We start from the raw sequence: 26,774 nt of genomic DNA on the forward strand, positions 1-26,774 counted from the left end.
GGGAGCCCGATGAGCACCGACGACACCGGCGTCGTCTTCCCGGCCGGCCCAGACGGGCGGCGCAGCACCGCGGCGGTCGGCCGCGCGGTCGTGGCCGACGCGCTGCGCCCGGTCGATCCCGTCGGCGCCCGCGCCGCCGAGCAGGAGACCAACTGGCGGGCCGGCTACCTCACCCACTTCCGCCGGCTGGTCGAGGCCGGCCTGGCCTCACCGGACGCGGCGCGGACCATCGCCGCTGCCGGGCTCGACGCCGTCCACGGCCGCCTGCACGTGGCCGGCGACGGCGGGGAGCAGCCCCTCGCGACGCTGCTCACCGCACCGGCCGGACAGTCCCTGGGCACGCGCGAGGTCGCCGGCGAGGGCGAGCCCGAGCGCTCGTTCAGCCTGCCCTTCCGCGGCACCCGGCTGCGCGGCGACGACCTGCACCGGCGGCTGGACACCTGGGTCGAGTGCGGGGTGCTGGAGCCGAGCGCGGCCGAGGCGGTGCGCGAGGTCGCGGCCCACCCGGAGTGGTTGGCGCTGCCCGGTCGCACCGTCGCCGTGCTCGGTGCCGGGGCGGAGATGGGCCCGCTGACCGCGCTGCTGCGCTGGGGGGCCACCGTGGCCGGCGTCGACCTGCCCCGCCCCGACCTGTGGCGCCGGGTCCTCGACACCGCCCGCCGGGGCGCCGGGACGCTGCTGGTGCCCACCGGAGGCACCGACGGCGCCGACCTCGTGCGCGAGGTTCCCGCCGTCGCCGAGTGGCTGGCCGGCCTGCCCGGCGAGCCGGTGCTCGGGAACTACGTCTACGCCGACGGCGCGACCAACGTCCGCGTCTCGGCCGCCGTCGACGCCCTCACCCTGCGCGTGCTGCAGGCCCGGCCCGAGACCGCGCTGGGCTTCCTCGCCACGCCGACCGACGTCTTCGCCGTCCCCGGTGAGGCCGTCGCGCAGTCGGTGCGCAACTACGCCGGGCGCTCCGCCGCCGGGAAGCTGCTCGGCCGCCCGCTGCGGACGCTGTCGGCCGGGCGGCTGCTGCAGCGCGCCTACGTCGCCGGCGCCGACCCCGGCATCAACGACAGCCTGGTCGCCCAGCAGGGCCCCAACTACGCGCTCGCCAAGCGGCTGCAGCGGTGGCGGGCCACCGTCGCCCGGGCGGCCGGCACGACGGTGTCGATGAACGTCGCGCCGCCCACCCGCACCCGCTCCGTGGTGAAGAACCGGGCGCTGGCCGCCGCCTACGCCGGGGCGCACCGCTTCGGCGTCGAGGTGTTCGAGCCGGCGACGTCGAACGTGCTCATGGCCGCGCTGCTCGTCCACGACCTGCACACCGGCGGCGGGCCCCAGCACGAGCACCCGTGGCAGGACGAGGCCCACGCCGCCGTCCACGGCGGGCTGTGGCGGACGGCCTACGCGCCGCGCAGCGCGCTCGGGCTGGCCGCCGTGCTCGGCCTCGGCGCCGCCCGCGGCTGACGCCAGCGCCTCACTCGCCGACGGCGCCGTCGACCGCCTCGCGCAGCAGGTCGGCGTGCCCGGCGTGCCGGGCGGTCTCCTCGACCAGGTGCAGCAGCATCCAGCGCAGGCTGAAGGCGTTGCCGTTGCGCAGCGGGACCGCCGACAGCGCGTCGAGGTCGCCGGCGGCCGCGACCACCGCGTCGGTGCGCCGGGCGGCCTCCCGGTAGCGCTCGCGCAGCACCTCCGGCTCCAGGCCGGGAGCGGTGTCGAACTCCCAGTCGGGCGTGACGTCCCAGTCGACGCCGGCCCACGGCCCGGGAAGCGGCCCGCCGGCGAAGCGCTCCACCGCCCAGGACTCCTCCACCAGCGCCAGGTGGTACAGCAGCCCGGCGAGGGTGAGCGAGGACGGCGGGTGCGCCCGGCCCAGCTGCTCGCGGGTGAGCCCCTCGGTCTTCAGCAGCAGCGTCTCGCGCTGGAAGGCGAGGTAGGCGGTCAGCGTGGCGGTCTCGGACGCGTTCTCGGGCGGGTCGGTGCGCACCGGGGCACCCTGGCACGCCGGGGTCAGGCGGGGCCGACCAGCCCGGCGACGATCTCGGCCGACAGCGTGACCAGCGGCAGCCCGCCGCCGGGGTGCGAGGAGCCGCCGACCAGGTACAGCCCGCGCACCGGGGCGGCGTTGCCCGGCCGCAGGAACGCCGCGCGGGCGCCGTTGCTCGACGTGCCGTAGATCGAGCCGCCGACGCTGCCGGTCTCCCGTGCCAGGTCGGCCGGGGTGCGCGCCACGCACCAGCGCACCCGGTCGCGCACGTCCAGCCCGCGCGCGGCCATGACCTCCAGCACCCGGCCGGCGTAGCGGTCGGACAGGCCGGGGGCGTCCCAGTCGACGCCGGCGTCGGGGTCGTGGCGCGGGGCGTTGACCAGCACGAACCACGACTCGCTGTCGTCGTCGGGACGGGTGGCGGGGTCGTCGGGCGCGCTGACGTAGACCGTCGGGTCGGGTACCGGGCACGGGACGCCGCGGTGCCGGCCGGTGCCGAAGACGGCGTCGAACTCGGCGTCGTAGTCGGCGGGGAAGGCGACCGTGTGGTGGGTCAGGCCCGGCGTCCGGCCGCGCAGCGCGAGCAGCAGCACGAAGCCCGACAGCGACGGCGTGGCCCGGGTGAGTCCCCGCCGCACGGCCCGGGTCCGCCGGTCGGGCGGCAGCAGGCCGTCGTAGAGCGCGGCGGCGTCGGCCCCGGACACGACGACGTCGGCGGTCATCTCGCCCCCGCCGGCCAGCTCCACGCCCGACACCCGCCCGCCGTCGCGGAGCACCCGCCGCACGGGCGTGCCGGTGCGGACGTCGGCACCGTGCTCGCGGGCCCGGTCGGCCACCGCCTCCGCCAGCCGGTGCAGGCCGCCGCGGACGTACCAGGAGCCGAAGGCCTGCTCGACCCACGGCACGGTGGCCAGCACCGCCGGGGCCCGCCGCGGGTCGGAGCCGGAGTAGGTGGCGTAGCGGTCGAGCAGCACCCGCAGCCGCGGGTCGCGGAGGTGGCGGGCACCGAGGCCGCGCAGGGTCTGCCACGGCGCGACGGCGGCGACGTCGGCCGGGTCGCGCGCCAGCCGGGCGAGAGTGGCCGCGCCGCGCAGCGGCGAGCGCAGGAACGGCTGCTCGGTGATCGCCCACATCGCCTCGGCGCGGTCGAGCACCGCCCGCCACTGCGCGCCCGCGCCGTCGCCGAGAGCGGCGTCCAGGGCGGCGGGGACGTCGTCGAGCCGGCCGGGCATCGCGAAGCGGGTGCCGTCGGCGAACCGGTAGTCGACGGCGGGGTCGAGCCGGACCAGGTCGACGGCGTCCTCCAGCGGGCCGCCGGTGGCGTCGAAGAGGTCCCGCAGCACCTGCGGCAGGGTGACCAGGCTGGGGCCGGTGTCGAAGGCGTGCCCGCCGCGCTCGTACCAGCCGAGCTTGCCGCCGACGGAGTCAGACTGCTCGAGCACCGTCACCCGGTGCCCGAGCGCCCCCAGGCGGGCAGCCGCGGCGAGTCCGCCGAGTCCGGCGCCGACGACCACCACCCGCGCCACCCCGTCACCGTAGTGCGGCGCTCGCGCCCGGGATCAGGACGGGATCGTCAGGGCCAGGACGGCGAGGTCGTCGGCCTCGAAGCGGGAGTGGCGCAGCCGCTTCTCGACACCGGTCGAGATCAGCTCGACGATCTGCTCGGCGCTGTCCGCCCCAGGGCGGTCGAGCAGGGCCACCAGCCCGTCCTCGCCCAGTTGGACGCCGGAGTCGTCGCGCGCCTCGGTGACCCCGTCGGTGTAGAGGACCAGGGCCGCGCCGGGCGGGAGGGGGACGGTCTGCGGCCGGAACCGGGCGTCGGCGTCGATTCCGAGGGGAAGGTCCCGGTGGCCGACCTCGGACCAGCCCGCAGGCGTGCGCAACAGCGGGAGGGGGTGGCCTGCGACGCCCACGTCGGCGCGGACGCCACCGCCGTCCCGCGGTCCGAGCACCAGGCAACAGGCGGTCACGAACCGGAGCGGACCGGAGGCCTGCTCGCGCAGGAGCGCCGCGTTGACCGCCCGGAGCACCTCGTCCGGGTCCCCGGCGGCTGCAGTCGCGCGGGCGGTGTGACGGGCGAGGGCGGTCACCGCGGCCGCTTCGGCGCCGGTTCCGCAGACGTCGGCGATGAGCACCATCCAGCGCCCGTCGGGCAGGGGTGTGACGTCGTAGGTGTCGCCGCCGACCAGAGCCGACCCGCCGCCGGGCCGGTACCGGGCACCGATGTCGAGCCCGGGGATCGTCGGCAGGTGCGAGGGCAGCAGGCTGCGCTGCAGGGTGTCGGCCAGGTGCCGGACGTCGGACTCGGCGCGCAGCCGGCCCAGGAACTGGCCGATCTGCCGGCCGGCGTGGGCCAGGACGTCGAGCAGCTCGCCGGGCACCGGTCGCGACTGCCGCGAGAACAGCTCGCAGACCGCCACCACGGCATCCCCGCGCAGCACGGGGAAGGCCACACCCGTCCGGAGGCCGTCGGCCCGCGCCTCGGCGGCCCGGAGGAACCGGGGGTCGGTCCACAGGTCCTCCATGACGACCGGCGCCCGGGAGGACCAGGCTAGCCCCGGCAGCCCCTGGCCCCGGGCGAGGGACCGCCCGACCGTCCCGGCGTGCAGGGCACCGGCGTCCCGTCCCGGTGCGGTCCAGGTGCTGGTGTACCGCAGCTGGCCGGTGCCCTCGTCGGCCTCCCACAGGCTGGCGGCGTCCCAGTCCAGCTCGGCGCACAGCGTCGCCAGCAGCCGCGCGAAGGCGGCGTCGGCGTCGGGCGCCTCGGTGAGCGCCGCGGTGACCCGCAGCGTGGCCGCCAGGTACCGGCTGACCTCCAGCTGCCGCTCGAGCAGGACCGTCGTGCTGGCGTCCCGCAGCACGGCCACCACGACGGCGCCGTCCGGGTCCGCACCGGGTACCGGGTCCAGTCGGGACAGGGTCAGGTCGATCGGGATCTCGTGCCCGCGCACGTGCAGGGCCGGCACCTGGGTGGTGGAGCCGACCAGCTCGCCGACACCGGTCCTCCGGAAGCGGTCGAAGCCTGCACCGTGGCTGCTGCGGAAGCGCTCGGGCATGAGGACCGTGAGCGACCGGCCCACCAGGTCCACGGGGTCGTGCCCGAGCAACGTGCGGACCGAGGGGTTGACGTAGGCGATCCGCCCGGCCCCGTCGGCGACCACTACGGTGTCGGGGAGGGCCTCGAGGAGCGCCGGTGCCGGGAGTGCCGGCGTTCCCGCACCCGACGTGGGCGCCATGGTCTCCCCCCGACCTGTGGTGCTGCGGTGGCCGCCGGGCGCGCCGGCGGTCGTCCTCGCCGTCAACGATCCCACAGGCGGCGGCCGCTCCCGGACGGGAACGCCGGTCGGACGGGCCTCAGAAGGCGTACCGGACGCGCAGCCACGGCGCGTGGTGGGCGATGAGCTCCTGCAGCCGCTCGACGCCGGCCCGCTTGACGTCGTTGCGGTAGCGCACGTTCCACTGGCCGTTCTGGCTGCGCTTGGGCTGCTGCAGGTCCGGCCGCCACAGCAGGTCCTCGGCCTTCGGGTGCCAGCCGAGGTTGACCTCGTGCAGGTCCCGGTTGTGGGTCAGCATGATGACCTCGGCCGCTGCCTGCGCCTTGGCGGCCGGCCCCAGCTCGTCGTCGAGCTGCCGCAGCAGCTGCGCCCAGTCGGTCTCCCACCCGTCGCGGAGCACGACCGGCGACAGGTTGAGGTGCACCTCGTAGCCGGCCGCGACGAAGTCGTCGACGGCGGCGACGCGCTCGGCGATGCGGCTGGTGCGGACGTCGATGACGCGGCTGTCGGTGTCGGGCATGAGCGAGAACCGGACCCGGGTGCGGCCCTGCGGGTCGAGGTCGAGCAGCTCGCGGTTGACGTACTTGGTCGCGAACGACGCCTTGGCGGTGGGCAGCCCGCGGAAGGTGGCCACGAGGTCGGCGACGTTGTCGCTGACCAGGGCGTCGACGGAGCAGTCGCTGTTCTCGCCGATGTCGTAGACCCAGCTCACCGGGTCGCACTGGTCGGGCTCGGTCTTGGGGCCCTGCCGGGCGACGTGCCGGCGCAGGTAGCCGGTGATCTGCTCGATGTTGGTGAAGACGGTGATCGGGTTGGCGAAGCCCTTGCGCCGGGGCACGTAGCAGTAGGCGCAGGCCATGGCGCAGCCGTTCGCCGTCGAGGGCGCGATCCAGTTCGACGAGCGGCTGTTGGGCCGGGCCGACAGCGACTTCTTCACCCCGAGCACCAGCGTCTCGGTCTTGACCCGCACCCAGCGCTCGACGTTGCCCTCGTTGCCGTTGAGCTCGGGGATCTGCCAGTGCGAGGGCACCTCGACCACCTCGGCGCCGGGGAAGCGGGCGAGCACCTCGCGGCCGCGGGCGGAGTCGAGGGCGGCCGGCTCGGCGTAGACGGTGCGCACGTCGAGAAGGCGGGTGGGGGAGGGGACGGGCGCAGGGACGACGGGAGACGGCGGGGGCGCTGCGGTCACGCGTCGTACAGCGCGGCCCACCGTGCACCGATTCCAGCCCTGAGCTGCGGGAACGGTCACACGGGGCGGGTCAGGCGACCGGCCCCGCGGTGATGTCCTCGAGGCGCAGCCGGCCGGTCTCCAGGTCCTCGGCGACGTCCTCGACGGTGCGGCCACCGGCGTACGCGGCGGCCCGCAGCAGCGACAGCGCGGACGCGGGGTCGGTGTCGAGGGCCATCGCCGCGCGGCCGGCGGCCCGCAGCACCGCGGCGCGGCGGCGGGCCTCCGGACCGTGCAGCCAGGCCGGCCCGCGCTCGGCAGGCCAGTCCGACCACACGGCCGCCTCGGTCAGCGCCGCGGTCACCAGCTCACCCACCGCCACGGCCGTGAAGACGTCGAGCGCCGGCACCGCCGTCTCGTCGGTGAAGTAGAGGTCCAGGGCGCCGGCGCCGGCGAGGTCCTCGCGCAGCGGGAAGGCGACGACGGCCCGGAACGGGGTCTGCGCCGTGAGCAGCTCGGCGAAGGGCGACCAGCGGCGCTGCAGGTCGGCCAGCACGGCGAACACCGGCTGCCGGGTGGTCTGGGCCTCCCAGCACGGGCCCTCGCCGACGGTGAACTGCAGCCGCTCGGCGCACGCGGCCGCGGTGCTGCTCGCGCCGAGTGGGATCCGCGTGCCCGCCGCGTCGACCACGGACAGGCCGGCGGCGTCCACACCGAGCGTCGCGGCGGAGGCCCGGGCGAGCCGGACGGGGAGGAGGTCAGCACCCGCGGGGCCGCCGGCGGTCTCGTGCTCGAGCGCCGCGGCGAACCGCGTGGCGATGGTCACAGAGCATCCTCCCCCCGCCGGCCGGCATCGGGACAGCCAGCTAGCGCCCCGCGTCCGGCCGGTGGGTGTAGGCCGCGCCGCGAACGGCCTCGTCGGACTCCAGTCCCGCACCGAGCGCGCCGCCGACCGTGGCCAGCGAGCTGGTCAGCCAGGCGAGCTCCACGTAGTCGCCGAGCGCGGCCCGGTGCCCGAGGCCCTCGGCGAACAGGCCCGAGGGCACCAGCAGCAGCGCCCCGGCCAGCGCGAGGAGGAACAGCGCGGCGTAGAGGGTCAGCACGCCGATGACGACGGTGGCCACCGTGGCCAGGTTGAACAGGGCGACCTGCTTGCGCACCCGCCGCGACCGGGCGCGCTCCCACAGCTCCGCGCCGACCACCAACGTCGCGCAGATCGCCACGACCGAGCCGAGCCCGACCGCCGACAGCCGCAGCAGGCCGAAGCGGTCGGCCAGCCGCCAGATGTCGGCGGTCACCAGTGCGAACACGCCCGCGGCGACGGCGGCGGTCAGCGCCCGGGACAGGCCGGTGGTCAGCCGCCACGGCCGGTTGGCCCGCACCATGCCGACCAGCAGCCGCAGGTTCCCGGTCAGCACCCGCGCGGTGAAGCCGACGCCCCGGTCGACCCCGGCCGGGTCGGTGGCCAGCTCGCGCACCCGCCGGCGCAGCGCCGCGGGGTCGCCCGCGCCGTCGTCGCCGAGCAGCGCGTGGACCAGCCCGACCGCCGTCTGCAGGGCACGGCGGCGCCGGCCCACGGCACCCAGCGCCGGCACGGACAGCACCGCGACGCCGTGGACGGGGCTGGCGTGGGCGGCCACCGTGCGACGATGGACGGCCAGGGGCAGGTCGGTGAGGCAGACGGCGAGGTCCCACTCCTCGGCGAGCAGCCGCTCGCGCGCGGCGGCGACGATCTCGGCGTCCTCGGCCGGCGGCCGGACGAGGCCGTCCTCGACGACGCGCAGGTCCCAGACCACCTCGGGATGGCGCTCCCGCAGCGCCGCGGCGAGGTCGGCGGCCAGCTCGGCGGCCACCTCGGCGGCCGCGCCCGGCGCCGCCACCAGCCCGACGACGACGTCGGCCGGCCACCGCCCCGGCGGGCCCCCGGGCCGGTCGTCCCCCGTGGGCTCCGCGCTCACAACCGCAGCTGACCCTCGGACCCGGTGCGCCACTCGACCATGACGATGGTGGCGTCGTCCTGGAGCTGCCCGGCCTGGTGTTCCATGACGCTGCCCATGAGCCGGCGCATCGTCTCCGGCGGCGGCTCGGCGCCGAGCTCGGCGCGGACGACGAGGTCGGCGAGCCGCTCCTCGCCGAAGAACTCCCCGCCGGGGGAACGCGCCTCCACCACGCCGTCGGTGTAGAGCAGGACGCGGTCGCCGGGCCGCAGGTGCACCTCGCAGACCTCGGGCGCGGCCGCCAGCAGCCCCAGCGGGCGCGCCGGGCGGCACGCCGGTGGGTGCAGCAGGACGCCGTCGCGGACCAGCAGGGGGTCCGGGTGCCCGCAGTTGACCCAGCGCAGCACCCCGGTCTCCAGGTCGAGGCGGGCGATCGCGGCGGTGGCGAACCGGCTGCCCGTGAACTGCCCGGCGACGACGGCGTCCACGGCCGCGGCGATCGCGGCCAGGTCGAGCGCCCGGCGGCGGGCGTGGCGGTAGGCGCCGACGGCCGCGGTGGACAGCAGCGCGGCGGGCAGGCCGTGCCCCACGGCGTCGAGCACCAGGAGGTCGACGAGGTGGCCGTTCACGGCGTAGTCGAACGTGTCGCCGCCGATGTCGTAGGTCGGCTCCAGCGCGCCGGTGACGACCACGCGGTCGCTGGCGTAGGTCAGCGGCGGCAGCTGCTCCCACTGCATCTCGGCGGCCAGCGACAGCTCCCGGCGCCGGCGCAGGCGGCTGAAGACGTCGCTGTAGGCGTCGCGGGTGACCACCAGCTCGGCGACCAGCGAGGCGAACGTCCGCGCGTCGTCCTCGAGGTCGGGCGGCGGCTCGGCCGGCAGGACCAGCTCCAGGACACCGATCCGCTCGGCGCCGTCGAGCAGGGGCAGCCACAGCGACCCCGGGCCGCCGTGTGGTGTGGAGCGCACCGGGGCGACCCGGCGGAAGGCGCGGCCGGCCACCGACCCGTCGATGGTGAGCGGAGGGCGCTCGGGGACGCCGTCCCCGGCGACCGGTATCAGCTCGTGCTGCGCGTAGTCGGCCAGGTGGACGACCGCGTCGAGCATCCCCAGCCGCCGCGCCTCCTCGGTGACGACCGTGCCGAGCCGGTGCGCCGGCAGCTGGTGCGAGGCGCGCACCAGTGCCCGGATCGGGTCCTCGGCGGACGGGGGCGGGGGTGTCACCGCAGGCAGCCTCCCACCCGTGCCGCGGAGCGCTCAGCCGCGGGCGTCGAGGACCGCGGAGTACACCTGCACGGTCTGCTGGGCGATCGCCGGCCAGCCGAACTCCGACAGCACCCGCTCCCGGCCGGCCGCGCCCATGGCCGCGGCGCGCGCCGGGTCGGCGAGCAGCTCGGCGGTGCGCTCGGCGAGCCCGGCCTCGAAGGCGCCGGGGTCCTGCGGGTCGTAGGGGACCAGCAGGCCGGTGACGCCGTCGGCGACGACCTCGGGGATGCCGCCGACGGCGCTGGCGACCACCGCCGTCCCGCAGGCGGCGGCCTCGAGGTTGACGATGCCCAGCGGCTCGTAGACCGACGGGACGACGAACACCGTGGCGCCGGTGATCAGCGGGACGAGCTGCTCGCGCGGCAGCATCGCCTCGATCCACACCACGCCGTCGCGCCGCGACTGCAGCTCGGCGACCGCGTCGGCCACCTGCTGCCGCTCGGCGGGGGTGTCGGCGGCGCCGGCGCACAGCACCAGCCCGGCGTCGGCGGGCAGCCGGTCGGCCGCCCGCAGCAGGTGGACGACGCCCTTCTGCCGGGTGATCCGGCCGACGAACAGCGCGTAGGGCCGGTCGGGGTCGACCCCCAGCGAGCGGACGACGTCGGGCGCCGGCGTCGGCCGGTAGGCCCCGGCGTCGACGCCGTTGCCGACGACGTGGACGCGCGCGGGGTCGAGGTCGGGATAGGCGTCGAGGACGTCGGCGCGCATGCCGTGGCTCACCGCGATCACGGCGTCGGCGGCCAGGTAGGCGGTGCGCTCGACCCAGGACGACAGCCGGTAGCCACCGCCGAGCTGGTCGGCCTTCCAGGGCCGGCGCGGCTCGAGGGAGTGGGCGGTGACCACGTGCGGGACGCCGTGCACCAGCCCGGCCAGCAGCCCGGCGCCGTTGGCGTACCAGGTGTGGCTGTGCACCAGGTCGACCCCGCCGAGCCCGGCGGCGATCTCGACGTCGGTGCCCAGCGCCTGCAGCGCGCCGTTGGCCCCGGCCAGGCCCGGCGGCACCGCCCAGCCGACGGCGTCGGGGCGCGGGGCGCCGAAGCAGTGGACGTCGAGCTCGGGCCCCGCGGGCAGCGTCCGCAGCGCCGCGACGAGGTGCTCCACGTGCACCCCTGCGCCGCCGTAGACGTCGGGGGGCCACTCCCGGGTGACGATGCCGATGCGCACCTCGGTCACCCTAGGGGGCGCCGGGGATGCGGGCGGGGCGACGCGGGTCCCGCGCAGCGGCTAGGTTCGCTCCATGCGTGGCAGTCCTCGGGTGCTCGGCATCGTCCTGGCCGGTGGTGAGGGCAAGCGGCTGGCGCCCCTGACCGCCGACCGCGCCAAGCCGGCGGTCCCCTTCGGGGGCAACTACCGGCTCGTCGACTTCGTGCTCTCCAACCTGGTGAACGCCGAGATCCGGCAGATCGCGGTGCTCACCCAGTACAAGAGCCACAGTCTCGACCGGCACATCACCACGACGTGGCGGATGTCGAGCCTGCTGGGCAACTTCATCACCCCGGTGCCGGCGCAGCAGCGGCTGGGGCCGCGCTGGTACACCGGCAGCGCCGACGCGATCTACCAGAGCCTCAACCTCATCTACGACGCGCGGCCGGAGATCGTCGTCGTCTTCGGCGCCGACCACGTGTACCGGATGGACCCGTCGCAGATGGTCGACCAGCACCTGCAGACCGGCGCGGGCGTCACCATCGCCGGGCTGCGGGTCCCGCGGCGCGAGGCCACCGAGTTCGGCGTCATCGACGCCGACGCCGACGGGAAGGTGCGCGGCTTCCTCGAGAAGCCCGCCGACCCGCCGGGCCTGCCGGACTCCCCGGAGGAGTCCTTCGCCTCGATGGGCAACTACGTCTTCACCACCGACGCCCTCATCGAGTCGCTGCGCGCCGACGCCGAGGACGCCGACTCCGCGCACGACATGGGCGGCTCGATCATGCCGATGTTCGCGGCCGCCGGGGACGCGTGGGTGTACGACTTCTCGACCAACGTCGTCCCCGGGGCCACCGAGCGCGACCACGGCTACTGGCGCGACGTCGGGACGATCGACTCCTACTACGAGGCGCACATGGACCTGGTGTCGGTGACGCCGGTGTTCAACCTCTACAACGACCGCTGGCCGATCTACACGCTGCCGCCGCAGCTGCCGCCGGCGAAGTTCGTCCTCGGCGGGCGGGCCGAGGAGTCGATGGTCAGCGCCGGGGCGATCATCGGCGGCGGGTCGGTGCACAACAGCGTCGTCTCGCCCGGGGCGCGGGTCGACCGCGGCGCCCGCGTCGAGGACAGCGTGCTCATGGACGGCGTCCAGATCGGCGAGGGCGCCTACGTCCGCCGCGCGATCCTCGACAAGAACGTCGTCGTGCCGGCGTGGGCCCGCATCGGGGTCGACACCGACGCCGACCGCGAGCGCTACCACGTCAGCGCCGGGGGCGTGGCCGTCCTCGGCAAGGGCGCCCGCGCCCTGCCCTAGCGGTGGCGGGCGACGAGCGGGCGCTCATCGTCACCCTGCTGCTCGAGGACCAGGCGCAGGCGCGGTTCGACCGGCTGCGGGCCGAGCACTTCCCGGCCGAGCGCAACCACCTGGCCGCGCACGTGACGCTGTTCCACGCGCTGCCCGGCGGGCAGCGGCCCGCCGTCGACGCGGCGCTGGCCCGCGCCGCCGCGCGGCCCCCCTTCGACGTCGAGGTGTCCGGGCTGCAGCTGCTCGGCCGCGGCGTGGCCTACCGGCTGCGGTCGGGGGAGCTGTCGGCGCTGCACGCCGGCCTCGCCGCGGAGTTCGACCCCTGGCTGACCCGGCAGGACCGGCAGCGGCTCTCGCCCCACGTGACGGTGCAGAACAAGGTCGAGCCCGCGGTCGCGCGGGAGCTGCGCGACCGGCTGGCGGCCGGGTTCACGCCGCACGCCGTGCCGGCCCGCGGGCTCGGGCTGTGGCGCTACCTCGGCGGCCCGTGGGAGCCGCTCGCCGAGCACCCCTTCGCCGGCTGACCGCGGGTCACCGGGCCGGGGACCGGCGGGTGGCCAGCAGCAGGCCCGCGCCGATCGGCAGCACGGCGGAGACGAGGTCCTCGTCCTCCCGGACGGTGCGGGCCAGGTCGCGCCAGGCCACGGTCTCCGGGTCGCGCGCCGCACGGTCGCCGATCCGGTCGCCGGCCAGCAGGCCGTGGCAGGCCAGTGTGCCGCCGGGGCGGACCAGCCCGACCACCGCGGGCAGGTGTCCCGACCACTCGGTGGGCGGCGCGGCGCAGACCACCAGGTCGTAGGCGCCGGGGGACAGGCGCGGCAGCACCTCCGCGGGCGTGCCGAAGATGAGCCGCGTGCGGCCGGGGGCCACACCGGCCTCGGCGAGGGCGCGCCGCGCCGCGCGGAGCTGCTCGGGGTCGGTGTCGAGCACGGTGAGGACGCCGTCGCGCCGCATGCCGCGCAGCAGCCACAGACCGGCCACCCCGCCGCCGCTGCCGATCGAGACGACCGTGCGGGCGTTGCCGCCCGCGGCGAGGACGGCGAGGGTCGCCCCGACGGACGGCGCGACCGGCGGCGGCCCGCCCAGGGCGGTGGCCCGGGCGCGGGCGGTGGCGAGGACGGGGTCCTCGGTGGCGTAGCGGTCGGCCCACGCGGCGCCGTCGGCGGGGTCCGTGCGCGACGGGGGTCCCTCGGCGCTCATCACCGGCCGAGGGTAGTGGCCGCACCGGTCCGGACCCGGGACCCGGAGGCGGAGACGGACGGACGACCCGGACGGACGACCCGGACGGGGGACCCGGACCTGTGAGCTGCCTGTGAACGGGAACACCCGGTCGCCGGCCGTCCGTTGACCCCGACGTGACACCCGAGCGTGCCGCCGTCCCCACCCGCCCGTCGGGGGAGGTCGGCAGCGTGCGCGTCCGCGATACTGGGAGCGTGTCCGAGGCCGCCGTCCCCCCTGTCGCCGACCAGCAGCCGGCCGCCTCCGGTGCGGGCGAGGTGTGGGTCGCGCCCACCTGGGAGCAGGTCGTGCGGGACCACTCCGCCCGCGTGTACCGGCTCGCCTACCGCCTGTCGGGCAACGCGCAGGACGCCGAGGACCTCACCCAGGAGACCTTCGTCCGGGTGTTCCGCTCGCTCGCGGACTTCTCGCCGGGCACCTTCGAGGGCTGGCTGCACCGGATCACCACGAACCTGTTCCTCGACATGGTGCGCCGCCGGCAGCGCATCCGGTTCGACGCGCTGCCGGAGGACACGGAGCGGCTGCCGGGCACCGCGCCCAGCCCCGAGCAGGTCTACGCCGACACCCACCTCGACCCGCAGGTCCAGGCGGCCCTCGACGGGCTGCCGCCGGAGTTCCGCGTCGCCGTCGTCCTGTGCGACATCGAGGGCCTGACCTACGAGGAGATCGCGGCGACCCTCGGCATCAAGCTCGGCACCGTGCGCAGCCGCATCCACCGCGGCCGCGTGCAGCTGCGTGCCGCTCTCGCCCACCTCGCCCCGCGCGGGGTGCCGACACCGGGGGCTCCGGCGTGAGCCTGCCGGAGAGCCACCTGGCGCAGGAGGCGATCGCGGCTCTCGTCGACGGCGAGCTGGCCGCCGGTCCGGCCGCGCGCGCCGCCCGCCACCTCGCCGGGTGCTCCGAGTGCCGGGTGCTCGTGCAGGCGCAGCGCGAGGCCAAGGACGCGCTGCACGCCGCCTCCGACGTCGCCGTCCCGGGCGACCTGCTGTCCCGGCTGTGCGCGATCCCCTTCACCACCGACGTCCCCGGCGCCGGGGGCCTGGGCACGGTCATGGCCGGCCCCGGCCAGCTGACCGTCACCGGCTCCTCGGGCCGCTGGACGGTGGCCCTCGACGACCCGCCCGCCCGCCCCTCGTCGGCCTCCCAGGCACGCTGGCTGCGCCGCGGGGTCGCCGGGACGCTCGCCGGCCTCGGCCTCGGCGTCGCCGTGCTGACCGTCAACCTGCCCGATCCCGACCGCACGGTGCCCGGCTCGCCCCCGGCGTCGGTGGCCGGCGGCTCGGTCCCGGAGGAGCGCACCGAGGTCGTGCCGCCCGTGGTCCGGACGCTGACGCGGTCCGCGCCGCAGGACGCGGCCGGCGGCACCCCCTGACCTGCGACACTCGGACCCGCCACACCCGACTGCCAGGTCCCGGGAGGACCCTGTACCCGTGACGCCACCCGACGCCCGGCAGCCCGGCTCCGACGACGGCGACCGCACCGTCGAGGCCGTCCTCCGCCCGCCGGTCGGCTCGACCCGCGCCGAGACCGCTCCCGCGGGGTCCACCCGCACCGAGGGTGACGACGGGGCCTTCGCGCGCCCGGCCGGCGCCGACGGCCCGTTCGACCCGCCGGAGCGCCGGCGCCCCGTCGTGCAGGCGCCCCCGCCGGCGAGCCCCGCCCAGCAGGCGGCGTTCGGCCGGCCGGCCGCCGTCGCGGGCAGCTTCGCCGGTGACCGTCCCACTCCGCCGCCGCGGCCGGTCGCGCCGCCGCCGCCGGAGGCCGTCCTGCGTGCCTTCCGCGCCTCCGGCGGGCAGGCCGGCCTGCAGGAGCCGCCCGGCGGGCGCCCGGGCCGGCGGCGCACCTCGGCCGGGCCGTGGTGGAAGTCCGACGCCCGCAGCGACCCCTGGCGCGACCCGCACGCCCCGGCCGGCCTCACCGGCCCGGCGGTGTTCGAGGAGGAGTCCGAGCAGGAGGGCCCGGTCGTCGTCGACCGCAGGGGCCGCAGGAAGCTCCGGCTGCGCGACCTGTCGGTGCGCGTGGCCGCCCTCGTGGTGCTGGCGGTCCTGCTCGCCGGCGCGCTGGGCGGCGGCGTCGGCTACCTGCTCACCCGCGAGGCCGCCGAGACGCCGCTGCTCGCGCCCGGGACCACCCTGTCGGAGACCGACGAGGGCGTCACCCGCGAACCGGGGTCGGTGTCCGACATCGCCGACCGCGTCTCGCCCGCGGTCGTGTCCATCGAGGTGCGCATCGGCGACGCCGGGGCCACCGGCTCGGGCGTGGTCGTCGACGGCGAGAACGGCTACATCGTCACCAACAACCACGTCATCTCCGGCGCCGACGGCGTCGAGGGCGCCGAGATCCGCGCGGTGTTCAGCGACGGCAACGGGTCCGAGGCGCGCATCGTCGGCCGCGACCCGGCCAGCGACATCGCCGTCGTCAAGGTCGAGCGGCCCGGGCTGGTCACCGCCTCGCTCGGCAGCGCCGACGACGTCGTGGTGGGCGACCCCGTGGTGGCCATCGGCTCACCGCTGGGCCTGGCCGGCACCGTCACCAGCGGGATCGTCAGCGCCCTGGACCGGCCGGTGCGGCTGGCCGGGGAGGGCAGCGACACCAACGCGGTCATCAGCGCCGTGCAGACCGACGCCCCGATCAACCCCGGCAACTCCGGCGGGGCGCTGGTCGACGCCACCGGCGCGGTCATCGGCATCAACACCGCCATCGCCTCGCTCGGGGGCGGCAGCGTCGGCCTGGGCTTCGCCATCCCCATCGACACCGCCCGCGACATCGCCGAGCAGCTGATCGCCACCGGCTCGGCGGTGCACGCCGCGCTCGGGGTCAACACGCGGTCGGTCACCGACGGCACCCGCGACGGTGCCCTGGTCCTCAACGTGGAGCCCGGCAGCGCCGCCGCCGCCGCGGGCATCCGCGAGCAGGACGTGATCATCGCCGTCGACGACCGGCGGGTCGGCAGCTCCGAGGAGCTCGTCGTCGCCGTCGACTCCCGGCGGCCGGGCGACGTGGTCACCGTCGAACTCGTCCGCAACGGGTCCTCGACGACGGTGCAGGCGACGCTCGACCAGGCCTAGTCGGGGCCGCGCAGCGAACTACCCTGGGGCGCGGGCCGCGCCGGCGGCAGGACGACGGGAGCAGCGGGTGTTCGACTCGATCGGCTGGGGCGAGATCGTGGTCCTCGCGCTGGCCGCGCTGTTCATCTTCGGGCCCGAGCGACTGCCCACCCTGGCCAAGGACGCCGCGGCGGGCCTGAAGAAGGTCCGGACGGCGCTCACCGGCGTGCGCGCCCAGGTCGACGACTCGCTCGGCGACGAGCTGGCCGGCCTGCGCGACCTCGACCTGCGCAAGTACCACCCCAAGACGTTCATCCGGTCGCAGCTCTTCGACGACGACGGCGCCCCGCCGGTGCGCCGCGGCAGCGCCGGCGGACCCCGGGCCCCCGGCGGCGCGAACGGCGCCGCCGCGGGGGCCACCGCGGCGAGCCTGGTCAAGCCGGCGCGCGTCGACCGCGACCGCAGCGTCCCGCCGCCGTTCGACGTCGACGCCACCTGAGCCGCCGGGCACAGCGCCGGTGGACGCCGACTGCTGGGTCGACCCGAGCTGTCCCTACAGCTGGGTGACCGCCTGCTGGCTGGCGGAGGTCGAGCGGGCCCGCGAGGTCCGGGTCCGCTGGCACGTGATGAGCCTGGCGGTGCTCAACGAGGGCCGCGAGGACGACCCCGAGGGCGATCCCGAGGGCTGGCTGTGGCAGCCGGCGCGGCTGTTCGCGGTGGTCGCCGACCGCCACGCGCAGGAGGCGTTCGTCGCGCTGCACCGCGCGTGGGGCGAGGCGGTGCACACGCGGGGGGAGTGGCCCGAGGTCGGCGGCCTGCTCGCCGCGGCCGGGCTGCCCCGGGAGCTGGCCGCCGTCATGGGCTCCGAGGAGCACGACGGCCTGGTCCGCGCCTCCCACGGGGCCGGGATCTCCCTGGTCGGCACGCACGTCGGCACGCCCGTGGTGGCGGTGCCGGGCGCGGACGGCCCGGTCGCCTGGTTCGGCCCGGTGCTGTCCCGGGTGCCGCGCGGCGAGGCGGCGGGCCGGCTGTGGGACGGCGTCCTGCTGGTCACCGGGACACCGGGCTTCCACGAGCTGACGGGGGCGCCGCACGCGCCGCCGGTGACCTGAGCCGGGAACGCCGGAGGCCCGGTCCCTGGTGGGACCGGGCCTCCGGTGCGCTCAGCGGCGGACGGGGGTGAGCCCCAGCGACATGCCGGACAGCCCACGCTGGCGGACGGCGAGCGACTCGGCGATGGCCGACAGCGCCTTCGCGGCGGGGGTCTCGGGGTCGGCGAGCACGATCGGCGCACCGGCGTCGCCGGACTCGCGCAGCCGCGTGTCGAGCGGGATCTGGCCGAGCAGCGGCACCCGGGCGCCGAGCGTGCGGGTCAGCGCGTCGGAGACCGCCTGACCGCCTCCGGAGCCGAAGACCTCCATGCGCGAGCCGTCGGGCAGCTCGAGCCAGGACATGTTCTCGATGACGCCGACCACCTGCTGGTGGGTCTGCGTGGCGATCGCGCCGGCCCGCTCGGCCACCTCGGCGGCGGCCAGCTGCGGCGTGGTCACCACGAGGATCTCGGCGGTGGGCAGCAGCTGGGCGATGGAGATGGCGACGTCGCCGGTGCCGGGCGGCAGGTCGAGCAGCAGGACGTCGAGGTCGCCCCACCACACGTCGGCGAGGAACTGCTGCAGCGCGCGGTGCAGCATCGGCCCGCGCCACACGACCGGGGTGTTGCCCGGGGTGAACATGCCGATCGAGATGACCTTCACGCCCATCGACTGCGGCGGCATGATCATGTTGTCGACCTGCGTCGGCTTGTCGTCGACGCCGAGCATGCGGGGCACCGAGTGGCCGTAGATGTCGGCGTCCACGACGCCCACCGACAGGCCCTTCTTCGCCAGCGCGGCGGCCAGGTTGACCGTGACGCTGGACTTGCCGACGCCGCCCTTGCCGGAGGCGACGGCGTAGACGCGGGTCAGCGACCCCGGCTGGGCGAAGGGGATCACCGGCTCGGCGGCGTCGGTGCCGCGCACGGTCCTGCGCAGCTCGGCGCGCTGCTCGTCGCTCATGACGTCCAGGCCGACCTGCACCGAGGTCACGCCGGCGACGGCGGACACCGCGGTGGTGACCCGGTTGGTGATGGTCTCGCGCATCGGGCAGCCGGCCACGGTGAGGTAGACCTCGACCCGCACGGCGCCCGGGTCGCCGCCGACGCCGATCTGCACGTCCTTGACCATGCCGAGCTCGGTCAGCGGACGGTTGATCTCCGGGTCCTGGACGGTGGCCAGAGCGGCGGTGACGGCGTCGAGCGCCGGCGAGCCGGTCAGCGTGTCGGACATGGGGGGATGTGTCTCCTTCGACGGGGGGACCCGGCTGCGGGCGCCGCACACGGCGGGGACCGCCTCCCGGGCCACCTGTCACTGTACGGCGGTCGGCACCGGGTGCCGCCCGGCGCGGGGGTGATGTGCTGCGCACCGCGGCGGCACTCCCGCACAGGTCAACGCCGTGCCGGGCGCGTCCCTTCCCCGTCCGCCGTGGGTCGCTAGCCTCGGCTCCCGTGTCCGGACCCGCCCGCGCCGCCGTGCTCCGGGACGCCGTCGGGCTCGGTGTCGCCGTCGGGCTCTACGGCGTGGCCTTCGGCGCGGCCGCCGACGCCGCCGGCCTGGACCCCTGGCAGGCGCTGGCCCTGTCGCTGCTGATGTTCACCGGCGCCTCGCAGTTCGCGCTGGTCGGCGTGCTGGGGGCCGGCGGGGGAGCGGTCGCCGCGGTCGGCAGCGCCCTGCTGCTGGGCACCCGCAACACCGTCTACGGCGTCCGGCTGCTGCCGCTGCTGTCGCCGCGCGGCCTGCTGCGCCGGCTCGGGACGGCGCACTGGGTCATCGACGAGACGACGGCGCTGGCCGTGGCCGCACCCGACCGCGCGCTGGCCCGGCTGGCGTTCCTCGCCGGCGGGGCGTCGATCTTCGCCGTCTGGAACGCCACGACCGTGGTGGGCGCGCTCGGGGCCGCGGCGCTGGGGGCGACCGCGCAGGCGGCGCTGGACGCCGTGGTGCCCGCCGCGTTCCTCGCGCTGCTCTGGCCGCGGCTGCGCGCCGGCGCCGAGGAGCCCGCCGTCGCCCGCCGGGTCGCCCTGGGCGGCGCGGTGGTGGCGCTGGCGCTCACCCCGTTCGTCCCGCCGGGCGTGCAGGTGGTCGCCGCCGTCGTCGCGGTCGCGCTGGCCGGCCGGCCGCGGTGTGAGCAGCGGGAGGCGGCCGCGTGAGGGGCATCGCGTGAGCAGCGGGACGCTGTGGGCGGTGGTCCTGGCCGGCTCGCTGGGCTGCTACCTGCTCAAGCTCGCCGGGCTGTCGGTCCCGGCGGCCTGGGTGGAGCGGCCGTGGGTCATGCGCATGGTCACCTTCGTCCCGGCCGCGCTGCTGGCCGCCCTGGTGGCGGTGCAGGCCGTGGCGTCCGGTCAGGACCTGGTCGTCGACGGCCGGCTGGCCGGGCTGGCCGCCGCCGCGGTCGCCCTCGCGCTGCGCGCCCCGTTCGTCGTGGTGCTCGTGGTGGCCGGCGCCACCGGCGCCCTCGTGCACGTGATCGGAGGCTGAGGTGGCGGAGTTCCGGGACCTGGCCGGCGTCCGCGCCGCGATCGACGGGCTCGACGGGGAGCTCGTCACCCTGCTGGCCCGGCGCGAGCGGCTGGTGCGCGCGGCGGCGCGGTTCAAGGCGGACGCGGCGGCGGTGCGCGCCCCCGACCGCGTCGAGCAGGTCGTCGCCCGGGCGCGGCGGCTGGCGGGCGCCTCCGGCGGCAGCCCCGAGGTGGCCGAGCGCGTGTACCGGGCGATGATCGCGGCGTTCGTCGACCTGGAAATGTCGGTGGCCGAGGTGCGCGACGACGGACCGGGCGGCCCGGCCGGCGCCTGACGCGGGACCCGCTCAGAAGAGGCGGTCCTCCCGCTGCTCGAGGTCGAGCAGGAAGCGCTTGCGGGCGAGCCCGCCGCCGAAGCCGACCAGGCTGCCGTCGGCGCCGACCACCCGGTGGCAGGGCACGACGATCGCCAGCGGGTTGCGGCCGCAGGCCAGGCCGACCGCCTGGGCGCCGCCGGGCTGTCCGACGGCCCGCGCCACGGCGCCGTAGGTGCTCGTGCGCCCGTAGGGGATGCGGCCGAGCTCGTCCCAGACGGCCAGCTCGAAGTCGCTGCCCCGCGGTCGCAGCGGCAGGTCGAAGGTCTCCCGCTCGCCGGTGAGGTACCCGCCGAGCTGCGCGGTCACCGCGGACAGCGCGGCGTCGTCGCGCGCGCCGAGGTCGGCCTGCGGATCGGGAGGGGAGAGGTACAGCCGGACGAGCACCCCGTCGTCGGTGACGACGGTCAGCGGCCCGACCGGCGAGGGCAGCACCGCGTGCGCGCGCATGCCCGGCAGTGTGCCGCGGGGGGACGACGGTTCCCGCTCAGCCGACCGACTCGCGCCGCTCCCGCTCGGCCCGCTCCGCCTTCCGGCGCTTGCGCTCGCGGCGCTCGGCCTCCTCGGCCTCCTCCGGGACCAGCCGGGTGAGCTCGCCGCGGATGAAGTCACGGGTGGCCAGCTCGCCGATCGCCAGGCGCAGCGCGGCGAGCTCGCGGGCCAGGTACTCGGTGTCGGCGCGGGTGGAGGCGGCGCGGGCACGGTCCTCCTCGGCCTGCACGCGGTCGCGGTCGGCCTGCCGGTTCTGCGCCAGCAGGATCAGCGGCGCGGCGTAGGCGGCCTGGGTGGAGAAGGCCAGGTTGAGCAGGATGAACGGGTAGGGGTCCCACCGCAGGTCCACCGCGACCACGTTCAGGCCGATCCACACGATCACGATGAACGTCTGGACGGCGAGGAAGCGGCCGGTGCCGAGGAAGCGCGCGATGCCCTCGGCGAAGCGGCCGACGGCGTCGGGGTCCAGCCGCAGGAAGTCGCTGAGGCTGCGCGTCGAGCCGCGGGGGACGTCGAGGCGGCGCCCGGACTCAGCCACGACGGGCCCGCTCGCGCCAGTCCTCGGGCAGCAGGTGGTCCAGGACGTCGTCGACGCTCACCGCGCCGACCAGCCGGCCCTGCTCGTCGACCACCGGCGCGGCGACCAGGTTGTAGGTGGCGAAGTAGCGGGTGACCTCGGCGAGCGGGGCCTCCGGCCGCAGCGGTTCCAGGTCGTCGAGGGCGCCGCTGACCAGCGTCGAGGGGGGCTCGCGCAGCAGCCGCTGGATGTGCGCCAGGCCCAGGTAGCGCCCGGTCGGCGTGGCCGACGGCGGCCGGCAGACGTAGACCTGGCTGGCCAGCGACGGGGTGAGCTCGGGCTCGCGCACCCGGGCCAGCGCCTCGGCGATCGTGGCGTCGGGGGCGAGGATCACCGGCTCGCTGGTCATCATCCCGCCGGCGGTGTCCTCGGAGTACTTCAGCAGCTGGCGCACCGGCTCGGCCTCGCCGGGCTCCATCAGCTCGAGCAGCCGGTCACGGTCCACGTTCGACAGCTCGGCGAGCAGGTCGGCGGCGTCGTCGGGGTCCATCTCCTCGAGGACGTCGGCGGCCCGGCGCTCCTCCAGCGTGCCCAGGATGGTGATCTGCTCGCCGCCGGGCAGCTCGCCGAGGACGTCGGCCAGCCGCTCGTCGTCGAGGGCCTCGGCCACCTCGTGCCGCCGCTTGACCGGCAGGTCCTGCAGCGCGTGCGCGAGGTCGGCGGCGTTGAGCTCGCGGTAGGTGGCCAGCAGCGTCTCGGTGCCCTGACCGGTCTCGGACAGTGCCAGCCCCTCGACCTCGGCCCACGCCAGCTGGTGCAGCTGTCCCCGGCGGCCGAGGCGGCCGGGCTCCTGGACGGCGAGCCGGGTGATCTGCCACTCGCCGGTACGCGTGTGCTCCATGCCCGCGTCGACGACGGTGGCGGGCCGGCCGGACTCGCGGATGGTGACCGTGCGGTCGAGCAGCTCGCCCAGGACCAGCGTCTCGCCGCGCCGCTGCTCGAAGCGCTTGAGGTTCAGCGTGCCGGAGGACAGCACCACCGCGCCCGGGTCGACCGTGGTGACCCGGCCCATCGGGACGAAGATGCGGCGGCGGGCCACCACCTCCACGACCAGGCCCAGCGCCCGCGGGCAGGCGGTGCCCACCCGCATCGCCACGACGACGTCCCGCAACCGGCCGACCCGGTCCCCGTTGGGGTCGAAGACGGGGAGTCCGGCGAGCCGGGAGACGTATGCCCTGGTCACCGTGCTCACGGTTGCTGAGGTTACCGTCGGCGCGTGCCAGCCCCGGGGTCCGTCGAGTACGAGGTCGTCGACGTGTTCGCCCCGCGGGCGTTCGCGGGCAACCCGTTGGCGGTCGTGTTCGACGCCGACGACCTGACCACGGAGCAGTGCCAGGCCCTCGCGAACGAGTTCGCGCTGTCGGAGACGTCCTTCCTCTGCGCGCCCACCGAGCCCGGCGCGTCCTACCGGGTCCGCATCTTCACCCCGTGGGCCGAGCTGCCCTTCGCCGGGCACCCGAGCGTCGGGGCGGCGCACACGCTGGTGCGCACCGGGCGGCTGCCCGCGGGCACCCTGCACCAGGAGTGCGGGGCCGGGGTGCTGCCGATCGAGGTGGACGCCGACGGCGCCACGCTGACCGGCGGCCGCCCGACCCTCGAGGACGGGCCGGACCCGGGGGCGCTGGCGGAGGCCGTGGGGCTGTCCGCCGCCGACGCCGTGGGGGTGCCCGCCTCGGTGGCCGGGTGCGGGCTGCCCTGGACCTTCCTGGCCGTCCACCCCGGCGTCGTCGGCCGCGCCGTCCCACAGCCCGCGGTGCTCGCCGCGTTCGGCCTGGGGGAGGGCGTCTCGGTGCTGTCGTGGGACGGCACCACCGCCTCCGCCCGCGTCTTCGCGGACGACCTGCGCTGGGGCGAGGACCCGGCGACCGGCTCCGCCGCGCTGGGTGCCGGCGTGTGGCTGGTCGCCTCCGGGCTGCTGGCGCCGGACGGGACGTCGTCCTACACCGTGCGGCAGGGCGAGGCGATGGGCCGGCCGTCGGTGCTCACCTGCACGGTCACCGCCGAGGGCGGCCGGGCGACGGCGGCCACCGTGGCCGGCGCGGTGGTGCCGGTGGCGGCCGGCCGCATCCGCGTGCCGTGAGCGCGGCCCGGGCGACGGCGGCGCCGTCCCCGTGGGCGGTCCACCGGCCCGGCACCCGCGACGTCGGGCTGATGGCGGTCGCCGTCGTCGGGGTGTCCTTCTCCGGCCCGCTCACCGCGCTGGTGAGCACCTCGTTCCTCGCCATCGCCTTCTGGCGCAACGCCGCCGGCGCCGCACTGCTCGTGCCGGTGCTGCTCGGCCCGGAGCGGGACACGCTCACCGGCCTGCGGCCGCGGGACCTGACGACGTCGGTGGTGGCGGGGCTCTTCCTCGCCGCGCACTTCGCCGCGTGGCTGCCCAGCCTGTCGATGACCACCGTGGCCGCCTCGACGGCGCTGGTGACGACGACGCCGATCTGGACGGCGCTGGCCGCGCGGGTCTCCGGCGTCCGGCTGCCCGGGCAGGTGTGGGCCGGCCTGGCGCTGGCCGTCGTCGGCGCGGCGCTGATCGCCGGGGTCGACGTCACGGTGAGCCTGCGCGCCCTGGCCGGCGACGGGCTGGCGCTGCTGGGGGCGATCTGCGCCGGCGGGTACATGCTCGCGGGCGCTCGGGCCCGCACCCGGCTGGCGACGTCGGCGTACTCCGTCGTCTGCTACTCCACCTGCGCGGCGGCCCTCGCCGTCGCGGCACTGCTGACCACCACGCCGCTCGCCGGGTTCAGCGCCCGCGACTGGTGGCTCATCGCGGCCATCACCGTGTGCGCGCAGATCCTCGGGCACACGCTGCTCAACCTCGTGCTGTCCACGGTGGGGCCCACGGTGGTCGGGCTCGCGGTGCTGCTCGAGGTGCCCGGGGCGCTGCTCGTGGCCCTGGTCCTGCTGCAGCAGACCCCGCCGCTGCTGGCGCTGCCCGGGATGGTCGCCGTCGTCGCCGGGGTGGCCCTGGTGATCCGTGCCGGGCGGCCGCCGACGCCGGTCGAACCGGTCACCTGAGACGCCCGGGAGGCGCTGGTTACCCTCCGGTAGCCGATTCCCCGGCAGCGTCGTCCGCCCACCCCACCACCCAGCCGGAGGCACCGTGGCCGAGCTCCGATCCCGCCGTTCCAACCTGGCCGTGCCGGGCAGCAACCCCCGCTTCCTGGAGAAGGCCAAGGGACTGCCGGCCGACCAGGTGTTCCTCGACCTGGAGGACGCGTGCGCGCCGCTGGCCAAGCCCGGCGCCCGGAAGAACATCGTGGCGGCGCTCAACGAGGGCGGCTGGGGCGGGAAGATCCGCACGGTCCGGGTCAACGACTGGACGACGGAGTGGACGTTCCAGGACGTGCTCGAGGTCGTCGGCGGTGCCGGCGCCGAGCTCGACTGCATCATGCTGCCGAAGGTCCAGGACGCCGCCCAGGTGAAGGCGCTGGACATGCTGCTCACCCAGCTCGAGAAGGCCAACGGCCTGGAGGTCGGCCGGATCGGCATCGAGGCGCAGATCGAGACCGCGCAGGGCCTGATCAACGTCAACGACATCGCGTTCGCCAGCGACCGGATCGAGACGATCATCTTCGGCCCGGCCGACTTCATGGCCAGCATCAACATGAAGTCGCTCGTGGTCGGCGCCCTGCACCCCGACTACCCGGGCGACCCCTTCCACCACATCCTCATGACCATCCTCATGGCCGCCCGCGCCCGCGGCGTGCAGGCGATCGACGGGCCGTTCCTGCAGGTGCGCGACGTGCCCGCGTTCGAGGAGGTCGCGAGGCGCTCGGCGATGCTCGGCTTCGACGGCAAGTGGGTGCTGCACCCGGGCCAGATCGACGCGGCCAACGAGATCTACGCGCCGTCCCAGGAGGACTACGACCACGCCGAGCTGATCCTCGACGCCTACGACTGGGCGACGTCGGAGGCCGGCGGGAAGAAGGGCTCGGCGATGCTCGGCGACGAGATGATCGACGAGGCCAGCCGCAAGATGGCCCTGGTCATCGCGGGCAAGGGCCGCGCCGCCGGCATGTCCCGCACGTCGTCGTTCACCCCGCCCGAGGGCTGAGCCCCGGCCAGGCATGGGAAGCGATCCCCACGTCCGGGGCCCCGAGACGTCTGGATCGCCTCCTGTGCCTGGAGCACCGTTCGAGGTGACCCGGGACACGGCGACGGTGCCGGGGGAGTGGCCCATACTCGCCGGTAACCCGGACACCGGCGTCCCGAGGAGGAAGCGTGGCCCGACTGGCGCAGACCGCCGACCTGACCGACGTCCAGCAGGAGATCCTGTCGACGGTCAGGAGCTTCGTGGACAAGGAGATCATCCCGCACGCCCAGGAGCTCGAGCACGCCGACGCCTACCCGCAGGAGATCGTCGACGGGCTCAAGGAGCTCGGCATCTTCGGCCTGATGATCCCCGAGGAGTACGGCGGCCTCGGCGAGTCGCTGCTGACCTACGCGCTGGTGGTCGAGGAGATCGCCCGCGGCTGGATGAGCGTCAGCGGCGTCATCAACACCCACTTCATCGTCGCCTACATGATCCGCCAGCACGGCACGCAGGAGCAGAAGGAGCACTTCCTCCCGCGCATGGCCACCGGCGAGGTCCGCGGCGCGTTCTCGATGTCCGAGCCGGGCCTGGGCTCCGACGTCGCCGGCATCCGCACCAAGGCGGTGCGCGACGGTGACTCCTACGTCATCGACGGCCAGAAGATGTGGCTGACCAACGGCGGCTCCTCCACGCTGGTGGCCACGCTGGTGCGCACCGACCTGGGCGCGCAGAAGGCCCACCAGAACCTGACGACGTTCCTGGTGGAGAAGCCGGCCGGCTTCGGCACCGTCGCCCCGGGCCTGACCATCCCCGGCAAGATCGACAAGATGGGTTACAAGGGCGTCGACACCACCGAGCTGGTGTTCGACGGCTACCGCATCGGCGCCGACACGGTCCTCGGCGGGGAGCCCGGCCGCGGCTTCGCGCAGATGATGGACGGCGTCGAGGTCGGCCGCGTGAACGTCGCCGCCCGCGCCTGCGGCATCTCCATCCGCGCCTTCGAGCTGGCGGTGGAGTACGCGCAGCAGCGGGAGACCTTCGGCAAGCCGATCGCGCAGCACCAGGCGATCGCCTTCCAGCTCGCCGAGATGGCCACCAAGGTCGAGGCCGCCCACCTGATGATGGTCAACGCCGCCCGGCTCAAGGACGCCGGCAAGCGCAACGACGTCGAGGCCGGCATGGCCAAGCTGCTGGCCAGCGAGTACTGCGCCGAGGTGACCACGCAGTCGTTCCGCATCCACGGCGGCTACGGCTACTCCAAGGAGTACGAGATCGAGCGGCTCATGCGCGAGGCGCCGTTCCTGCTCATCGGCGAGGGCACCAGCGAGATCCAGAAGACGATCATCAGCCGCGGCCTGCTCAAGGAGTACGGCCTCGAGCGCTGAACGTGCGGGCG

28 protein-coding genes are annotated in these 26,774 nt (G+C 76.1%); 15 read left to right on the plus strand and 13 right to left on the minus strand.

Going from position 1 to position 26,774, the window contains the following annotated elements; all coding sequences use genetic code 11:
- Window positions 1–9 precede the first annotated feature (9 nt).
- Window positions 10–1,452: a hypothetical protein gene (locus BM165_RS05070; RefSeq protein WP_075012401.1), complete on the plus strand. Its 1,443-nt coding sequence runs from the start codon at window positions 10–12 to the stop codon at window positions 1,450–1,452.
- A 10-nt stretch (window positions 1,453–1,462) separates the two neighbouring features.
- On the opposite strand, the gene BM165_RS05075 is transcribed toward BM165_RS05070, so the two are convergent.
- From BM165_RS05075 to glgA, 8 genes are all read right to left on the minus strand, one after another.
- Window positions 1,463–1,972 (minus strand): DinB family protein, encoded by a 510-nt coding sequence (locus tag BM165_RS05075; RefSeq protein ID WP_075012402.1) that lies wholly within the window; start codon window positions 1,970–1,972, stop codon window positions 1,463–1,465.
- 23 nt (window positions 1,973–1,995) lie between these two features.
- Window positions 1,996–3,498, minus strand: a complete 1,503-nt coding sequence (locus BM165_RS05080; protein ID WP_075012403.1) for a phytoene desaturase family protein — start codon at window positions 3,496–3,498, stop codon at window positions 1,996–1,998.
- Window positions 3,499–3,531: 33 nt separating this feature from the next.
- Window positions 3,532–5,208: a SpoIIE family protein phosphatase gene (locus tag BM165_RS05085; protein ID WP_075012404.1), complete on the minus strand. Its 1,677-nt coding sequence runs from the start codon at window positions 5,206–5,208 to the stop codon at window positions 3,532–3,534.
- A gap of 118 nt (window positions 5,209–5,326) precedes the next feature.
- Window positions 5,327–6,367, minus strand: coding sequence for a spore photoproduct lyase family protein (locus BM165_RS05090; protein WP_244274054.1), 1,041 nt, complete (start codon window positions 6,365–6,367; stop codon window positions 5,327–5,329).
- A 139-nt stretch (window positions 6,368–6,506) separates the two neighbouring features.
- Window positions 6,507–7,241, minus strand: coding sequence for a GAF domain-containing protein (locus tag BM165_RS05095; protein WP_075012406.1), 735 nt, complete (start codon window positions 7,239–7,241; stop codon window positions 6,507–6,509).
- A 40-nt stretch (window positions 7,242–7,281) separates the two neighbouring features.
- Entirely contained in the window at window positions 7,282–8,373 is a 1,092-nt protein-coding gene (locus BM165_RS05100; RefSeq protein ID WP_177225113.1) for a hypothetical protein, read from the minus strand.
- On the minus strand, window positions 8,370–9,575 hold the full coding sequence (locus BM165_RS05105) for a PP2C family protein-serine/threonine phosphatase (RefSeq protein WP_244274056.1): 1,206 nt from the start codon (window positions 9,573–9,575) through the stop codon (window positions 8,370–8,372). The genes BM165_RS05100 and BM165_RS05105 overlap by 4 nt, the downstream gene beginning before the upstream one ends.
- A gap of 33 nt (window positions 9,576–9,608) precedes the next feature.
- Window positions 9,609–10,781: a glycogen synthase gene (glgA, locus tag BM165_RS05110; RefSeq protein WP_075012647.1), complete on the minus strand. Its 1,173-nt coding sequence runs from the start codon at window positions 10,779–10,781 to the stop codon at window positions 9,609–9,611.
- 73 nt (window positions 10,782–10,854) lie between these two features.
- Here glgA and glgC point away from each other — a divergent pair, with 73 nt between their 5' ends.
- Entirely contained in the window at window positions 10,855–12,075 is a 1,221-nt protein-coding gene (glgC, locus tag BM165_RS05115; RefSeq protein WP_075012408.1) for a glucose-1-phosphate adenylyltransferase, read from the plus strand.
- A 2-nt stretch (window positions 12,076–12,077) separates the two neighbouring features.
- Window positions 12,078–12,590: a 2'-5' RNA ligase family protein gene (locus BM165_RS05120; protein WP_083427070.1), complete on the plus strand. Its 513-nt coding sequence runs from the start codon at window positions 12,078–12,080 to the stop codon at window positions 12,588–12,590.
- A 7-nt stretch (window positions 12,591–12,597) separates the two neighbouring features.
- On the opposite strand, the gene BM165_RS05125 is transcribed toward BM165_RS05120, so the two are convergent.
- Window positions 12,598–13,266, minus strand: a complete 669-nt coding sequence (locus BM165_RS05125) for an O-methyltransferase (protein WP_075012410.1) — start codon at window positions 13,264–13,266, stop codon at window positions 12,598–12,600.
- A 233-nt stretch (window positions 13,267–13,499) separates the two neighbouring features.
- On the opposite strand from BM165_RS05125, the gene sigE reads away from it, so the two are divergent.
- From sigE to BM165_RS05150, 5 genes are all read left to right on the plus strand, one after another.
- On the plus strand, window positions 13,500–14,099 hold the full coding sequence (gene sigE, locus BM165_RS05130; protein ID WP_075012411.1) for an RNA polymerase sigma factor SigE: 600 nt from the start codon (window positions 13,500–13,502) through the stop codon (window positions 14,097–14,099).
- Window positions 14,096–14,677, plus strand: coding sequence for a zf-HC2 domain-containing protein (locus BM165_RS05135; protein WP_075012412.1), 582 nt, complete (start codon window positions 14,096–14,098; stop codon window positions 14,675–14,677). Before sigE ends, BM165_RS05135 begins: the two co-directional genes overlap by 4 nt.
- A gap of 58 nt (window positions 14,678–14,735) precedes the next feature.
- A complete protein-coding gene (locus BM165_RS05140) occupies window positions 14,736–16,373 on the plus strand; it encodes a trypsin-like peptidase domain-containing protein (RefSeq protein ID WP_083427071.1) in 1,638 nt (545 codons plus the stop codon).
- Window positions 16,374–16,440: 67 nt separating this feature from the next.
- Entirely contained in the window at window positions 16,441–16,851 is a 411-nt protein-coding gene (locus tag BM165_RS05145; protein WP_075012413.1) for a twin-arginine translocase TatA/TatE family subunit, read from the plus strand.
- A 19-nt stretch (window positions 16,852–16,870) separates the two neighbouring features.
- Window positions 16,871–17,464: a mycothiol-dependent nitroreductase Rv2466c family protein gene (locus BM165_RS05150; protein ID WP_075012414.1), complete on the plus strand. Its 594-nt coding sequence runs from the start codon at window positions 16,871–16,873 to the stop codon at window positions 17,462–17,464.
- 51 nt (window positions 17,465–17,515) lie between these two features.
- On the opposite strand, the gene BM165_RS05155 is transcribed toward BM165_RS05150, so the two are convergent.
- The gene (locus BM165_RS05155; RefSeq protein WP_075012415.1) at window positions 17,516–18,676 is read right to left on the minus strand and encodes an Mrp/NBP35 family ATP-binding protein; all 1,161 of its coding nucleotides are present in this window, start codon (window positions 18,674–18,676) and stop codon (window positions 17,516–17,518) included.
- Window positions 18,677–18,894: 218 nt separating this feature from the next.
- Between BM165_RS05155 and BM165_RS05160 the strand changes: the two genes are divergently transcribed.
- The 3 genes from BM165_RS05160 to BM165_RS05170 are packed head-to-tail and all read left to right on the plus strand — an operon-like array spanning window position 18,895 to window position 20,240.
- Window positions 18,895–19,596, plus strand: a complete 702-nt coding sequence (locus BM165_RS05160; protein WP_075012416.1) for an AzlC family ABC transporter permease — start codon at window positions 18,895–18,897, stop codon at window positions 19,594–19,596.
- A gap of 10 nt (window positions 19,597–19,606) precedes the next feature.
- The gene (locus BM165_RS05165; protein WP_075012417.1) at window positions 19,607–19,924 is read left to right on the plus strand and encodes an AzlD domain-containing protein; all 318 of its coding nucleotides are present in this window, start codon (window positions 19,607–19,609) and stop codon (window positions 19,922–19,924) included.
- A 1-nt stretch (window position 19,925) separates the two neighbouring features.
- The gene (locus BM165_RS05170) at window positions 19,926–20,240 is read left to right on the plus strand and encodes a chorismate mutase (protein ID WP_075012418.1); all 315 of its coding nucleotides are present in this window, start codon (window positions 19,926–19,928) and stop codon (window positions 20,238–20,240) included.
- Window positions 20,241–20,252: 12 nt separating this feature from the next.
- Here the strand turns inward: BM165_RS05170 and BM165_RS05175 are convergent, their stop codons facing one another.
- Genes BM165_RS05175 through BM165_RS05185 form a run of 3 tightly spaced genes read right to left on the minus strand, consistent with a single transcriptional unit; the run spans window position 20,253 to window position 22,540 of the window.
- Window positions 20,253–20,729 (minus strand): methylated-DNA--[protein]-cysteine S-methyltransferase, encoded by a 477-nt coding sequence (locus BM165_RS05175; protein ID WP_075012419.1) that lies wholly within the window; start codon window positions 20,727–20,729, stop codon window positions 20,253–20,255.
- A gap of 37 nt (window positions 20,730–20,766) precedes the next feature.
- Window positions 20,767–21,309, minus strand: a complete 543-nt coding sequence (locus tag BM165_RS05180; RefSeq protein ID WP_075012420.1) for a DUF1003 domain-containing protein — start codon at window positions 21,307–21,309, stop codon at window positions 20,767–20,769.
- Window positions 21,302–22,540, minus strand: coding sequence for a magnesium transporter MgtE N-terminal domain-containing protein (locus tag BM165_RS05185; protein WP_075012421.1), 1,239 nt, complete (start codon window positions 22,538–22,540; stop codon window positions 21,302–21,304). The genes BM165_RS05180 and BM165_RS05185 overlap by 8 nt, the downstream gene beginning before the upstream one ends.
- A gap of 24 nt (window positions 22,541–22,564) precedes the next feature.
- Here BM165_RS05185 and BM165_RS05190 point away from each other — a divergent pair, with 24 nt between their 5' ends.
- The 4 genes from BM165_RS05190 (at window position 22,565) to BM165_RS05205 (ending at window position 26,763) form a co-directional block, all read left to right on the plus strand.
- Window positions 22,565–23,428 (plus strand): PhzF family phenazine biosynthesis protein, encoded by an 864-nt coding sequence (locus BM165_RS05190; RefSeq protein WP_075012422.1) that lies wholly within the window; start codon window positions 22,565–22,567, stop codon window positions 23,426–23,428.
- Window positions 23,425–24,360 carry a DMT family transporter gene (locus tag BM165_RS05195; RefSeq protein WP_244274057.1) on the plus strand — a complete coding sequence of 312 codons (936 nt, stop codon included), beginning with the start codon at window positions 23,425–23,427 and terminating at the stop codon, window positions 24,358–24,360. The genes BM165_RS05190 and BM165_RS05195 overlap by 4 nt, the downstream gene beginning before the upstream one ends.
- Before the next feature lie 85 nt (window positions 24,361–24,445).
- Window positions 24,446–25,399: an HpcH/HpaI aldolase/citrate lyase family protein gene (locus tag BM165_RS05200; protein WP_075012423.1), complete on the plus strand. Its 954-nt coding sequence runs from the start codon at window positions 24,446–24,448 to the stop codon at window positions 25,397–25,399.
- Between the two features lie 167 nt (window positions 25,400–25,566).
- Window positions 25,567–26,763: an acyl-CoA dehydrogenase family protein gene (locus BM165_RS05205; RefSeq protein WP_075012424.1), complete on the plus strand. Its 1,197-nt coding sequence runs from the start codon at window positions 25,567–25,569 to the stop codon at window positions 26,761–26,763.
- Window positions 26,764–26,774: the final 11 nt, after the last annotated feature.

The sequence above is a fragment of the Geodermatophilus obscurus genome (assembly GCF_900115395.1).
In the GTDB taxonomy this organism is placed as follows: Bacteria; Actinomycetota; Actinomycetes; order Mycobacteriales; family Geodermatophilaceae; genus Geodermatophilus; species Geodermatophilus obscurus_B.

Coding starts and splice junctions, on each gene's coding strand:
- BM165_RS05085 (WP_075012404.1), bottom strand. CDS start 5,208: ATGGCGCCCACGTCGGGTGCGGGAACGCCGGCACTCCCGGCACCGGCG.
- BM165_RS05125 (WP_075012410.1), bottom strand. CDS start 13,266: ATGAGCGCCGAGGGACCCCCGTCGCGCACGGACCCCGCCGACGGCGCC.
- glgC (WP_075012408.1), top strand. CDS start 10,855: ATGCGTGGCAGTCCTCGGGTGCTCGGCATCGTCCTGGCCGGTGGTGAG.
- BM165_RS05070 (WP_075012401.1), top strand. CDS start 10: ATGAGCACCGACGACACCGGCGTCGTCTTCCCGGCCGGCCCAGACGGG.
- BM165_RS05175 (WP_075012419.1), bottom strand. CDS start 20,729: ATGCGCGCGCACGCGGTGCTGCCCTCGCCGGTCGGGCCGCTGACCGTC.
- BM165_RS05155 (WP_075012415.1), bottom strand. CDS start 18,676: ATGTCCGACACGCTGACCGGCTCGCCGGCGCTCGACGCCGTCACCGCC.